Source organism: Pseudomonas pisciculturae, from assembly GCF_015461805.1.
Lineage (GTDB): Bacteria > Pseudomonadota > Gammaproteobacteria > Pseudomonadales > Pseudomonadaceae > Aquipseudomonas > Aquipseudomonas pisciculturae.
The window spans coordinates 193,084-206,437 of sequence record NZ_JACVZE010000001.1; the positions used below are offsets into that span (position 1 = coordinate 193,084).

The following is a 13,354-nucleotide window of genomic DNA, read 5'->3' on the forward strand; positions in this document are numbered from 1 at the left end:
CAACAATAATCTTTCGTCAGAAAGTCTTTACCCAGGGTGTTCGAAAAATGAATCCACAAGAACTGAAGTCCATCCTTTCCCACGGTCTGCTGTCTTTCCCGGTTACCGATTTCAATGCCCAGGGTGACTTCCACCAGGCGGGCTACATCAAGCGTCTGGAATGGCTCGCCCCTTACGGCGCCACTGCCTTGTTCGCGGCCGGCGGTACTGGTGAGTTTTTCTCCCTCGCTGCCAGCGAATATTCCCAAGTGGTGAAAACCGCCGTTGATACCTGCGCGACCAGCGTGCCGATTCTTGCCGGTGTCGGCGGTTCGACCCGCCAGGCCATCGAATACGCTCAAGAAGCCGAGCGCCTGGGTGCCAAGGGCCTGTTGTTGCTGCCGCACTACCTCACCGAAGCCAGCCAGGACGGCGTTGCCGCCCACGTTGAAGCCGTGTGCAAGTCGGTCAAAATCGGCGTGGTGGTGTACAACCGCAACGTTTGCCGCCTGACCGCGCCGCTGCTGGAACGCCTGGCTGAGCGTTGCCCGAACCTGATCGGCTATAAGGATGGCCTGGGCGATATCGAACTGATGGTTTCGATCCGCCGTCGTCTCGGTGATCGTTTCAGCTACCTCGGTGGCCTGCCGACTGCAGAGGTTTACGCCGCTGCCTACAAGGCCCTGGGGGTGCCGGTGTACTCCTCGGCGGTGTTCAACTTCATCCCGAAAACCGCGATGGATTTCTACCACGCCATTGCCAAGGATGATCACGCTACCGTTTCCAAGATCATCGACGACTTCTTCCTGCCGTACCTGGACATTCGTAACCGTAAATCCGGCTATGCCGTGAGCATCGTCAAGGCAGGCGCAAAAATCGTCGGCTATGACGCCGGCCCAGTGCGCACGCCGCTGACCGACCTGCTGCCAGAAGAATACGAAGCCCTCGCCGCGCTGATCGACAAGCAAGGCGCGCAATAACTTATCTACAAGGCCGCTGAGCAATCAGCGGCCTTTTGCGTCAGGAGAGAATTCGTGACCCAAGTCCAACGTTTTGATAACTACATCAATGGCCAGTGGGTGGCTGGAGCCGACTATTGCGTCAACCTCAACCCGTCGGAGTTGTCTGATGTCATTGGCGAATACGCCAAGGCTGACGTCGCTCAAGTCAACGCCGCTATCGATGCTGCTCGCGCCGCATTCCCTGCTTGGTCCACTTCTGGCATTCAGGCGCGTCATGATGCTCTGGACAAAGTCGGCAGCGAGATCCTCGCCCGTCGCGAAGAACTCGGCACCCTGCTGGCCCGGGAAGAGGGCAAGACCCTGCCCGAAGCCATCGGTGAAGTAACCCGCGCCGGTAATATCTTCAAGTTCTTCGCCGGCGAATGCCTGCGCTTGTCTGGCGACTACGTGCCGTCGGTACGCCCTGGCGTCAATGTGGAAGTCACTCGTGAGGCCTTGGGCGTGGTTGGCCTGATCACCCCGTGGAACTTCCCGATCGCCATCCCTGCCTGGAAAATCGCCCCGGCCCTGGCCTACGGCAACTGCGTGGTAATCAAACCCGCCGAGTTAGTACCGGGCTGCGCTTGGGCCCTGGCCGAAATAATCTCCCGCGCCGGTTTCCCGGCCGGTGTGTTCAACCTGGTGATGGGCAGTGGTCGCGTGGTTGGCGATGTACTGGTCAACAGCGCGAAAGTCGATGGCATCAGCTTCACCGGCTCCGTCGGTGTGGGCCGTCAGATCGCTGTCAGCTGTGTGTCGCGCCAGGCCAAAGTGCAGTTGGAAATGGGCGGCAAGAACCCGCAGATCATCCTCGACGACGCCGACCTCAAGCAGGCTGTCGAGCTGTCGGTGCAGAGCGCGTTCTATTCCACCGGCCAGCGTTGCACCGCTTCCAGCCGTCTTATTGTCACCGCGGGCATTCACGACCAGTTCGTGGCGGCGATGGCGGAGCGCATGAAGTCGATCAAGGTCGGCCACGCATTGAAAAGCGGCACCGATATCGGCCCGGTCGTCTCCCAGGCCCAGTTGGATCAGGACTTGAAGTACATCGACATCGGCCAAAGCGAGGGTGCGCGGCTGGTGAGCGGTGGCGGCCTGGTGACCTGCGACACCGAAGGCTACTACCTGGCGCCGACGCTGTTTGCCGACAGTGAAGCCGCCATGCGTATCAGCCGTGAAGAGATCTTCGGCCCGGTGGCCAACATAGTACGCGTGGCGGACTACGAGGCGGCGCTGGCCATGGCCAACGACACCGAGTTCGGTTTGTCGGCGGGCATTGCCACTACGTCGCTCAAGTACGCCAACCACTTCAAGCGCCACTCCCAGGCCGGGATGGTGATGGTCAACCTGCCGACCGCGGGTGTGGACTATCACGTTCCATTCGGTGGCCGTAAGGGCTCATCCTATGGTTCGCGTGAGCAAGGTCGCTATGCGCAAGAGTTCTACACCGTGGTGAAAACCAGCTACATCGGTTCGTAACACGTAACACCTGTCGGCACCGGTTCCTGTAGGAGCTGGCTTGCCTGCGATAGCATCACTGCGGTGTCACAGACACACCGAGGTGGCCGCATCGCCGGCAAGCCAGCTCCCACATAAAGCCGGTCCCGCAGACAACAAGACCATTACCCGCAAAAAAAATAATTAGTGGGAGTACTTCTACATGCAAGCGACCAAGCCGACCCACGTCCGCTATTTGATATTGCTCATGCTTTTTTTGGTGACCACCATCAACTACGCCGACCGGGCCACTATCGCCATCGCGGGCTCCAGCCTGCAAAAAGACCTCGGCATCGACGCGGTCACCCTCGGTTATATCTTCTCTGCATTCGGTTGGGCCTACGTGGCCGGGCAAATTCCCGGCGGCTGGCTGCTGGACCGATTCGGCTCGAAAAAAGTTTACGCCCTGAGCATCTTCACTTGGTCACTGTTCACCGTGCTGCAAGGCTATGTCGGTGAGTTCGGTGTCTCCACTGCCGTCGTTGCGCTGTTTATGCTGCGCTTCCTGGTGGGCCTGGCCGAAGCGCCATCGTTCCCCGGCAACGCCCGTATTGTGGCGGCCTGGTTTCCTACAGCTGAACGCGGCACCGCGTCGGCGATCTTCAACTCGGCGCAGTACTTCGCCACGGTGTTGTTCGCGCCGCTAATGGGCTGGATCGTCTACAGCTTCGGCTGGCAGCACGTGTTTATCGTGATGGGTGTGATCGGCATCGTCTTCTCGGGGATTTGGCTGAAAGTGATCTACAGCCCGCGCCAGCATCCAATGATCAACGAAGCCGAGTTCAACCACATTGCGGCCAACGGTGCGATGGTCGATATGGACCAGGACAAGGCCAAGGGTAAGAAAACCGACGGCCCGAAGTGGGATTACATCCGTCAGTTGCTGACCAATCGCATGATGCTTGGCGTGTACCTGGGCCAGTACTGCATCAATGGCATCACCTACTTCTTCCTGACCTGGTTCCCGGTGTACCTGGTACAAGACCGTGGCATGACCATCCTCAAGGCCGGTTTCATCGCCTCGTTGCCGGCGATCTGCGGGTTTATCGGCGGTGTTTTGGGCGGGGTGATTTCCGATTACCTGCTGCGCAAAGGCCATTCCCTGACCTTCGCCCGCAAAGCCCCGATCATTGCCGGGTTGCTGGTTTCCAGCAGCATCATCGCCTGCAACTACGTGGACGTGGAATGGATGGTGGTCGGCTTTATGGCTCTGGCCTTCTTCGGCAAAGGCGTTGGCGCACTCGGTTGGGCGGTGGTGTCCGACACCTCGCCGAAACAAATCGCCGGCCTCAGTGGCGGCTTGTTCAACACCTTCGGTAACCTGGCGTCGATCACTACGCCAATCGTGATCGGCTACATCATCAGCACCACCGGCTCGTTCAAGTGGGCCTTGGTATTCGTCGGCGCCAACGCGCTGGTGGCGGTGTTCAGCTACCTGGTCATCGTCGGCCCGATCAAGCGTGTCGTGCTCAAAGAGCCGCCAGCCAAGGGCCCTGAGTTGACCAACCTAACCGAAGCGCATTCCTGAGGGGCCGTGTGATGCAGTTGATTGAACATGCCGACTCGCCGCGCTCGATTCGTTTGCACGAGCGCGACAACGTGGTGATCGTGGTCAATGACCAGGGCGTACCGGCCGGGACCGAATTCCCGGACGGCCTGGTGACCGTGGATTTCATCCCCCAGAGCCACAAAGTGACCCTGGAAGATATCCCCGAGGGCGGTCAGATTATTCGCTACGGCCAGACCATTGGTTACGCCCTGGCGCCGATTCCGCGCGGCAGTTGGGTGCAGGAAGATCAACTGCGCATGCCCACCGCGCCACCGCTGGACAGCTTGCCGCTTTCTACCGAGGTGCCTGAAACCCAGGCGCCTTTGGAGGGGTTTTCCTTCGAGGGTTACCGCAATGCCGACGGCACCGTGGGCACGCGCAATATCCTCGGCATCACCACCACGGTGCAATGCGTAACGGGTGTGCTGGACCATGCGGTCAAGCGCATCAAGGATGAGCTGCTGCCCAAGTACCCCCATGTCGATGACGTGGTGGCACTTACCCACAGCTACGGCTGCGGGGTGGCCATTACGGCGACGGATGCCTACATCCCGATCCGCACCGTGCGCAACCTGGCGCGCAACCCCAACCTGGGCGGTGAAGCCTTGGTGATCAGCCTGGGCTGCGAAAAGTTGCAGGCCGGGCAGGTGATGCACGACAACGACAGCTCGGTCGACCTGAGCGAGCCGTGGCTGTATCGGTTGCAGGACTCCAGCCACGGTTTTACCGAAATGATCGAGCAGATCATGGAACTGGCCGAGACGCGCTTGAAGAAACTCGACCAGCGCCGCCGCGAAACTGTGCCGGCCTCGGAACTGATCCTGGGCATGCAGTGCGGCGGCAGCGATGCGTTTTCCGGGATCACCGCCAACCCGGCGCTGGGTTATGCCTCGGACTTGCTATTACGTGCCGGGGCGACGGTGATGTTTTCCGAAGTCACGGAAGTACGCGATGCCATTTACCTGCTGACTTCCCGCGCCGAGAGCAAGGAAGTGGCCCAGGAACTGGTGCGGGAAATGGACTGGTACGACCGTTACCTGGCCAAGGGCGAGGCCGATCGCAGCGCCAACACCACGCCAGGCAACAAGAAGGGCGGGTTGTCGAATATTGTCGAGAAGTCGTTGGGCTCTATCGTCAAGTCTGGCAGCAGCGCGATCAACGGCGTGCTGGGCCCTGGCGAGCGCTTCAAGGGCAAGGGCCTGATCTTTTGCGCCACGCCGGCCAGTGACTTTGTGTGTGGCACCTTGCAGTTGGCGGCCGGGATGAACCTGCATGTGTTCACCACTGGGCGTGGCACGCCGTATGGGCTGGCGATGGCGCCGGTGGTGAAGGTGTCGACGCGTACGGAATTGGCGCAGCGGTGGCCGGACCTTATCGATATCGATGCGGGGCGTATTGCCACCGGGCGCGCGAGCATTGAGGAGTTGGGGTGGGAGTTGTTCCACTTCTATCTGGATGTGGCCAGCGGCAAGAAGCAGACGTGGGCGGAGCGGCATAAGCTGCATAACGACATTACGTTGTTCAACCCCGCGCCGATTACCTGAGACCGAGTCGCCTGCTTCGCGAGCAAGCCCGCTCCCACATTTGACCGAGTTCGACCTTTGGAACGCGGTCAAATGTGGGAGCGGGCTTGCTCGCGAAGGCGTCTTGTCAGGCGCTACAGGTCAGCATGGCTTATCATTAGCCACCTAACGACGCTCACCAAGGTTACCCCGGCATGCTGGCTATCTTCCTCACCACCCTGACCATCACCGCGCCGGTGTTCGCCATGCTCTTCCTCGGTGTGCTGCTCAAGCGCATCAACTGGATCAACGACAACTTCATCCACACCGCTTCCTCCCTGGTGTTCAACGTCACCATGCCGGCGTTGCTGTTTCTGGGCATCCTGCATGCCGACCTGCATTCGGCGCTCAAGCCGGGTTTGCTGATTTATTTCGCCGTCGCGACGTTGGTCAGCTTTGCCCTGGCCTGGGGCTGGGCGATCTTTCGCTGCAAGCGCGAAGACCGGGGCATCTATGCCCAGGGGGCGTTTCGCGGCAATAACGGGGTGATCGGCTTGGCGCTGGCTGCCAGCATGTACGGCGACTACGGCATCTCGCTGGGCGCGATCCTCGCGGCGTTGGTGATCCTGTTCTACAACACGCTATCGACCATCGTGCTGGCGGTGTACAGCCCGGTGATCAAGTCCGACCCGTGGAGCATTTTCAAGAGTGTGGTGGCCAACCCGTTGATCATCAGCGTGATCGTGGCCGCGCCGTTTGCCTACTTTCAGATTGGCCTGCCGGGTTGGTTGGAAAAATCCTTGCAGTACCTCGCCGACACCACACTGCCGCTGGCGCTGATTTGCATCGGTGGCACCTTGTCATTGGCGGCATTGCGCAAGAGCGGCAACATGGCGTTGAGCGCGAGCCTGATGAAAATGGTCTGGCTGCCTGTTATCGCAACCTTGGGGGCTTGGCTGCTCGGCTTCCGAGGGCCGGAGTTGGGGATTTTGTTCCTGTACTTCGGTGCGCCGACGGCGGCTGCGAGTTTTGTGATGGCCAGGGCGGCGGAGGGCAATCATGAGCTGGCGGCGGCGATTATTGTGATCACCACGTTGATGGCGGCGGTGACCACCAATATTGGGATATTTGTGTTGCAGGCGGGGGGCTGGATCTGAATGTTGTGGTGTCTGTGAGGGCCAATCGGGGGCAAGTCGAATCGTCGCACCGCCCCTCCCACATTTGACCGAGTTCCAACATGAGAATGCGGTCGGATGTGGGAGGGGCGGTGCGACGATTCGACTTGCCCCCGATAGCTATCTGACAGTCACTGCTGATCAGCCTGGTACGCCTCAATCACTTCCTGCGCCGCACGAAACGCATCAATCGCCGCCGGCACGCCCGCATACACCGCGCAGTGCAGCAACGCCTCACGAATCTCTTCCACGGTACAGCCGTTATTCAGCGCGCCGCGCACATGGCCTTTAAGTTCCTGCGGGCACTTGAGCGCGGTGAGGGCGGCGAGGGTGATCAGGCTGCGGGTTTTCAGCGGCAAACCTTCACGGTTCCACACGCTACCCCAGGCATGTTCGTTGACGAAGTCCTGCAGCGGCTGGGTGAACTCGGTGGCATTGCCCAGCGCGCGGTCGACGAATACATCCCCCATGACCTGGCGACGCATTTCAACCCCGGGCTTTTTCTGATCGGTCATTGCGATTCCCTCTTGTGTTGGCGGCGCCAGGCTCGCAGCGTGCTGAACAACAGGAACGCCACCAGCACTGGCAAAACGTAATACAGCATCAGGTGTTCAAGCTTGGTCGCAAGCGGCATGCCGGTAGTGAACGCCATCACGTGCAGCCCGTACGCCAGGTACAGCCCCAGCAGCACCAGGCCTTCGGCGCGGGTTACGCGGTAGCCGGTGTAGAACACCGGCAGGCACAGCACCACGGCGGCGAGCATCACCGGCAGGTCGAAGTCCAAGGCGTTGGGCGATACCGACAGCGGGGAGGGCGCCACCAAGGCAGTGAAACCCAGTACCCCCAGCAGGTTGAACAGGTTGCTGCCGATCACGTTGCCCACGGCGATTTCACGCTCACCGCGCAAGGCGGCGATCAGCGATGTGGCCAAGCATGGCAGTGAGGTGCCGACGCCGATCAGGGTCAGGCCGATGATGCGTTCCGACAGGCCCAGGTCACTCGACACATCCACGGCCGCGCCGAGCAACAAATGCCCGGCCAGCACCAGGATCAGCAAGCCGCCGAGCATCAACAACACACTGCTCAGCCAAGGCGCCTTGGCCACCGTATCCAGCGTGCGCGGGCGTCGGGAATGGCGCGTCTGATAATGCAGCACACCGAGGTAGGCGAGCAGGGCTACCAGCAGCAACAGGCCGTCGATGGGCGTGAGTGCTTCATTGGCTGCGAGGGTAAACACCAGCAGCCCGGCGAGGATCATCACCGGGATATCCAGGCGCACCAGTTGGCGCGAGACCCGCAGCGGAATGATCAGCGCCGACAGGCCCAACGTCACGAGGATGTTGAAGATACTGCTGCCGATCACGCTGCCCACTGCAATATCGGTATTGCCGGCCAGGGTAGCTTGCAGACTCACGGTCATCTGCGGCGCGCTGCTGCCGAAGGCGACGATGCTCAGGCCGATGATCAACGGCCGTACCTTGAGGCTGGCGGCCAGGCGCACGGCGGCACGCACCAGAATCTCGGCGCCGACGATCAGCAGCAGCAGGCCGCTGACCAATTCCAGCAGGCTCCAGGGCGAGAGGGCGGTTAATCCGAAAATGGCCAAGGCTCCGTCAGTTAGTTGCTCATGGCTTGAACGCGCACGCGTGCCGTACCGCTGGAGATCATGCCCAGCTGTTCGGCGGCCTTGCGCGAAAGATCAATCAAGCGCCCACGGGTATGCGGCCCGCGATCATTGATGCGCACAACCACGGATTTGTCGTTGGCGAGATTGGTGACCTTGACCTGGGTGCCGAACGGCAATTGCCGGTGGGCGGCGGTCAGGGCGTTCTGGTTGAAGGGTTCACCGCTGGCGGTCTTTTTGCCATGGTGCTTGGCGCCGTAATAGGACGCGGTGCCGGTTTCATCGTAGCCGTTGGGATTGACGAGGCCGCCGCTGGCGCAGCCGGCCAACAGGGAGAACAGGGCCAGGAGGCCAATTAGGCGCTTCACTCAAGGTACCCCCATATCAAAGGTGGAAGAGACTTATGTGGGAGGGGGCTTGCCCCCGATAGCGGTGTGTCAGCCAAATATTCATCAACTGACACACCGCAATCGGGGGCAAGCCCCCTCCCATACAAAGCTGGCCCCACCGTGGGTCCGAGTTGAGCATGAGATCTCACCCGGACCATTCATCACTATCAGCCTTCGAGCTTGCTTTTAAGCAATTCGTTCACTTGCTGCGGGTTGGCCTTGCCTTTCGACGCTTTCATCGCCTGGCCCACAAAGAAGCCGAACATCTTGCCGCGCTTGGCTTCGTCTGCCGCGCGATATTGCTCGACTTGCTCGGCATTGGCCGCGAGCATTTCATCGAGAACGGCCGAGATGGCGCCGCTGTCGGTGACTTGCTTGAGGCCGCGCTTCTCGATGATTTCATCGGCGCTGCCTTCGCCTGCGGCCATGGCTTCGAACACGGTCTTGGCAATTTTGCCGGAGATGGTGTTGTCTTTGATGCGCAGCAGCATGCCGCCCAACTGCTCGGCAGTGACCGGGGCTTCGTCGATTTCCAGGCCCTGTTTGTTCAACAGGCTGCCCAGCTCAACCATGACCCAGTTGGCTGCCAATTTGGCGTCACCAGCAATGTTCACTACTTGCTCGAAGTAGTTGGCTTGCTCACGGCTGGAGGCCAGCACGCTGGCATCGTAGACCGACAGGCCAAACTGCTCCTGGAAGCGTTCGCGTTTCTGCTGCGGCAGTTCCGGCAGGGTGGTGCGCACGTCATTGAGGAACGAGTCCTCGATGACCACCGGCAACAAGTCCGGGTCGGGGAAGTAACGGTAGTCGTTGGCTTCCTCTTTGCTGCGCATGGCGCGGGTTTCGTCTTTGTTCGGGTCGTACAGGCGGGTTTGCTGGATGACCTTGCCGCCGTCTTCGATCAGCTCGATCTGGCGACGCACTTCGCTGTTGATCGCCTTCTCGATGAAGCGGAACGAGTTGACGTTCTTGATCTCGCAGCGCGTGCCGTACTCGGTCTGACCCTTGGGGCGGATCGACACGTTGCAGTCGCAACGCAGCGAGCCTTCGGCCATGTTGCCGTCACAGATGCCCAGGTAACGCACCAGCGCGTGGATCGTTTTTACGTAGGCCACGGCTTCCTTGGCGCTGCGCATGTCTGGCTCGGAGACGATCTCCAGCAGCGGCGTGCCGGCACGGTTCAGGTCGATACCGGTGGCGCCCGGGAATTCTTCGTGCAGGCTCTTGCCGGCGTCTTCTTCCAGGTGCGCGCGGGTTACACCGACGCGCTTGATGGTGCCGTCTTCCAGGGGGATGTCCAGGTGGCCCTTGCCAACAATCGGCAACTCCATCTGGCTGATCTGGTAGCCCTTGGGCAGGTCCGGATAGAAGTAGTTCTTGCGCGCGAACACGTTGTGCTGGCCGATCTCGGCGTCAATCGCCAGGCCGAACATCACCGCCATGCGCACCGCTTCCTGGTTCAGCACCGGCAGCACGCCGGGCATGCCCAGGTCTACCAGGCTGGCCTGGGTGTTGGGCTCGGAGCCGAACGTGGTGGCGCTACCGGAGAAAATCTTCGATTGGGTGGCGAGCTGGGTATGAATCTCCAGCCCGATCACGACTTCCCATTGCATAGTGTTCTCCTCAGAAGCCGGTAGGGGTGCGAGTGTGCCAGTCAGTATTCAACTGGTACTGGTGCGCCACATTGAGCAGGCGGCCTTCCTGGAAATACGGGGCGAGCAATTGCACGCCCACCGGCAGGCCATCGACGAAACCGGCAGGCATGGACAAGCCCGGCAAGCCCGCGAGGTTGGCGGTGATGGTGTACAGGTCTTCGAGGTACGCAGCCACCGGGTCGCCGTTCTTGGCACCGAGCTTCCAGGCCGGGTTTGGCGTGGTTGGGCCGAGGATCACGTCGACTTCTTCAAAGGCGGCCATGAAGTCGTTCTTCACCAGGCGACGGATTTTCTGCGCCTTGAGGTAGTACGCGTCGTAGTAGCCGGCCGACAGGGCGTAGGCACCGACCATGATGCGACGTTGTACTTCGGGGCCGAAGCCTTCGCCACGGGAGCGTTTGTACAGGTCGGTGAGGTCTTTGGGGTTTTCGCAGCGATAGCCGAAACGCACGCCGTCGAAACGCGACAGGTTGGAAGAGGCCTCTGCCGGCGCGATCACGTAGTACGCAGGAATCGCGTGCTGGTTGTTCGGCAGGCTGATTTCCTTGATCACGGCGCCGAGCTTTTCCAGCTCCTTGACGCTGTTGTGTACCAGCTCAGCGATACGTGGGTCGAGACCGGCGCTGAAGTATTCCTTCGGCACGCCGATGCGCAGGCCCTTGATCGAGGTGTTGAGGGTGGCGCTGTAGTCCGGCACCGGCTCGTCGATGCTGGTGGAGTCCTGTTTATCGAACCCTGCCATACCTTGTAACAAGATCGCGCAGTCTTCGGCGGTGCGAGCCAATGGGCCGCCCTGATCGAGGCTGGACGCATAGGCGATCATGCCCCAGCGGGAAACGCGACCGTAGGTCGGCTTCAAGCCGGTGAGGTTGGTGAACGCTGCGGGTTGGCGAATGGAACCGCCGGTGTCGGTGGCCGTGGCCGCCGGCAGGAAGCGCGCCGCAACCGCGGCTGCCGAACCACCGGACGAACCGCCTGGCACGTGTTCCAGGTTCCACGGGTTTTTCACCGCGCCGTAGTAGCTCGACTCGTTGGCCGAACCCATGGCGAATTCGTCCATGTTGGTCTTGCCCAGGGTCACAGCCCCGGCAGCGGCCAGCTTGGAGACCACGGTGGCGTCATAGGGCGCCTTGAAGTTGTCGAGCATCTTCGAGCCGCAGCTGGTGCGAATGCCCTGGGTGCAGAACAGGTCTTTGTGGGCGATAGGTGCGCCCAGCAGTGCGCCATTTTCACCGTTGGCGCGACGTACGTCGGCGGCCTTGGCCTGGCTCAGGGCCAGCTCTTCGGTGAGGCTGATAAAGCTGTTGACCTTGGGATCGTGCTCGGCGATGCGCGCAAGCAGGGTCTTGGTCAGCTCTTCGGAAGAAAACTTTTTGTCGGCGAGACCGCGGGCGATCTCGGCCAGAGTCATGTGATGCATGAAAGGCTCTTTCCCTTTAGTCGATGACTTTCGGAACCAGGTACAGGCCGTTTTCGACCGCTGGCGCGATGGACTGGTAGGCCTCGCGATTATTGCGCTCGGTCACGACGTCGGCGCGCAGGCGCTGACTGGCTTCCAGCGGGTGAGCCAGGGGCTCGATGCCGTCGGTATTCACGGCCTGCATTTGGTCAACCAGCCCGAGAATGCTGTTCAGGGCTGCGGTAATCGGTGGAAGATCGGCTTCAGCCAGGCCCAGGTGGGCCAGGTGAGCGATTTTTTCCACGTCGGAGCGGTCAAGCGCCATGGGATTCTCCAGTGGAAAACAGAACGGAGGGCGTCCGTGTGTTAGATTGTCGGAACACTACCGCATTTCTACGGTCATATGGCCGCGATTGTGGGGGTTGGTGCACAGAAAGTCGGCCAATTTAGCACATTGGCGCCTTGCCCAAAATCCCTGTCGTTGTTAGAGTTTGCCGCACTTTTTTACCCACGCGTTGCCTAGGGTCCTTTCCCCATGTTCAAGAAACTGCGTGGCATGTTTTCCAGCGATCTTTCCATTGACCTGGGCACTGCCAACACCCTTATTTACGTGCGCGAGCGCGGTATCGTCCTGAATGAGCCATCGGTTGTGGCCATTCGGACCCACGGTAATCAGAAAAGTGTCGTTGCCGTTGGCACCGAGGCCAAGCGCATGCTCGGCCGTACACCAGGCAATATTGCTGCCATTCGTCCGATGAAAGACGGCGTGATCGCCGACTTCAGTGTCTGCGAGAAGATGCTGCAGTACTTCATCAACAAGGTTCACGAAAACAGTTTCCTGCAGCCCAGCCCTCGTGTGCTGATCTGCGTTCCGTGCAAGTCCACCCAGGTTGAGCGTCGTGCCATCCGTGAATCGGCCCTTGGTGCCGGTGCTCGTGAAGTGTTCCTGATCGAAGAGCCAATGGCTGCTGCGATCGGTGCCGGCCTGCCGGTTGAAGAAGCCCGCGGTTCGATGGTGGTGGATATCGGTGGTGGTACCACTGAAATCGCCCTGATCTCCCTGAACGGTGTGGTGTATGCCGAATCCGTACGTGTAGGCGGCGACCGTTTCGACGAAGCGATCATCACTTATGTACGTCGTAACTACGGCAGCCTGATCGGTGAATCCACCGCTGAGCGCATCAAGCAGGAAATCGGTACTGCCTACCCGGGCGGCGAAGTGCGCGAAGTTGATGTGCGCGGTCGCAACCTGGCCGAAGGCGTTCCACGCGCGTTCACCCTGAACTCCAATGAAGTGCTGGAAGCTCTGCAAGAGTCGCTGGCAACCATCGTTCAGGCTGTTAAGAGCGCCCTGGAGCAATCGCCGCCGGAGCTGGCTTCCGACATCGCCGAGCGTGGCCTGGTGTTGACCGGTGGTGGCGCCTTGCTGCGTGACCTCGACAAGCTGCTGGCCCAAGAGACTGGCCTGCCGGTGATCGTTGCCGAAGACCCGCTGACCTGCGTTGCCCGTGGCGGTGGTCGTGCACTGGAAATGATGGATAAACACACCATGGACCTGCTTTCCAGCGAATAAGACCGTTGGTT

Annotated in this window: 12 protein-coding genes; 6 read left to right on the forward strand and 6 right to left on the reverse strand. The window is 60.5% G+C overall.

The genetic code is table 11. The features are described 5' to 3' along the window. Positions 1–47 precede the first annotated feature (47 nt). The 5 genes from kdgD (at position 48) to ICY20_RS00950 (ending at position 6,685) form a co-directional block, all read left to right on the forward strand. The gene (gene kdgD, locus ICY20_RS00930) at positions 48–959 is read left to right on the forward strand and encodes a 5-dehydro-4-deoxyglucarate dehydratase (RefSeq protein ID WP_159960614.1); all 912 of its coding nucleotides are present in this window, start codon (positions 48–50) and stop codon (positions 957–959) included. A gap of 54 nt (positions 960–1,013) precedes the next feature. Continuing rightward, on the forward strand, positions 1,014–2,459 hold the full coding sequence (locus ICY20_RS00935; protein WP_194936754.1) for an aldehyde dehydrogenase family protein: 1,446 nt from the start codon (positions 1,014–1,016) through the stop codon (positions 2,457–2,459). A gap of 181 nt (positions 2,460–2,640) precedes the next feature. Then, complete coding sequence (locus ICY20_RS00940) at positions 2,641–4,005, forward strand: MFS transporter (protein ID WP_159960610.1); 1,365 nt, start codon at positions 2,641–2,643, stop codon at positions 4,003–4,005. 11 nt (positions 4,006–4,016) lie between these two features. Then, complete coding sequence (gene garD, locus ICY20_RS00945) at positions 4,017–5,570, forward strand: galactarate dehydratase (RefSeq protein ID WP_194936755.1); 1,554 nt, start codon at positions 4,017–4,019, stop codon at positions 5,568–5,570. 173 nt (positions 5,571–5,743) lie between these two features. Beyond that, positions 5,744–6,685 carry an AEC family transporter gene (locus ICY20_RS00950; protein ID WP_194936756.1) on the forward strand — a complete coding sequence of 314 codons (942 nt, stop codon included), beginning with the start codon at positions 5,744–5,746 and terminating at the stop codon, positions 6,683–6,685. A 149-nt stretch (positions 6,686–6,834) separates the two neighbouring features. Here ICY20_RS00950 and ICY20_RS00955 read toward each other — a convergent pair whose 3' ends face one another. The 6 genes from ICY20_RS00955 to gatC form a co-directional block, all read right to left on the reverse strand. Next, positions 6,835–7,218, reverse strand: coding sequence for a carboxymuconolactone decarboxylase family protein (locus ICY20_RS00955; protein ID WP_053254400.1), 384 nt, complete (start codon positions 7,216–7,218; stop codon positions 6,835–6,837). After that, positions 7,215–8,270: a calcium/sodium antiporter gene (locus tag ICY20_RS00960; RefSeq protein ID WP_159960677.1), complete on the reverse strand. Its 1,056-nt coding sequence runs from the start codon at positions 8,268–8,270 to the stop codon at positions 7,215–7,217. The genes ICY20_RS00955 and ICY20_RS00960 overlap by 4 nt, the downstream gene beginning before the upstream one ends. Before the next feature lie 50 nt (positions 8,271–8,320). Further along, the gene (locus tag ICY20_RS00965) at positions 8,321–8,695 is read right to left on the reverse strand and encodes a septal ring lytic transglycosylase RlpA family protein (protein ID WP_159960604.1); all 375 of its coding nucleotides are present in this window, start codon (positions 8,693–8,695) and stop codon (positions 8,321–8,323) included. 188 nt (positions 8,696–8,883) lie between these two features. After that, entirely contained in the window at positions 8,884–10,329 is a 1,446-nt protein-coding gene (gatB, locus tag ICY20_RS00970; RefSeq protein ID WP_194936757.1) for an Asp-tRNA(Asn)/Glu-tRNA(Gln) amidotransferase subunit GatB, read from the reverse strand. 10 nt (positions 10,330–10,339) lie between these two features. Next, on the reverse strand, positions 10,340–11,791 hold the full coding sequence (gene gatA, locus ICY20_RS00975; RefSeq protein WP_159960601.1) for an Asp-tRNA(Asn)/Glu-tRNA(Gln) amidotransferase subunit GatA: 1,452 nt from the start codon (positions 11,789–11,791) through the stop codon (positions 10,340–10,342). 16 nt (positions 11,792–11,807) lie between these two features. Continuing rightward, entirely contained in the window at positions 11,808–12,095 is a 288-nt protein-coding gene (gene gatC / locus ICY20_RS00980) for an Asp-tRNA(Asn)/Glu-tRNA(Gln) amidotransferase subunit GatC (RefSeq protein ID WP_159960599.1), read from the reverse strand. 210 nt (positions 12,096–12,305) lie between these two features. On the opposite strand from gatC, the gene mreB reads away from it, so the two are divergent. Further along, entirely contained in the window at positions 12,306–13,343 is a 1,038-nt protein-coding gene (gene mreB, locus ICY20_RS00985) for a rod shape-determining protein MreB (RefSeq protein ID WP_002555108.1), read from the forward strand. Positions 13,344–13,354: the final 11 nt, after the last annotated feature.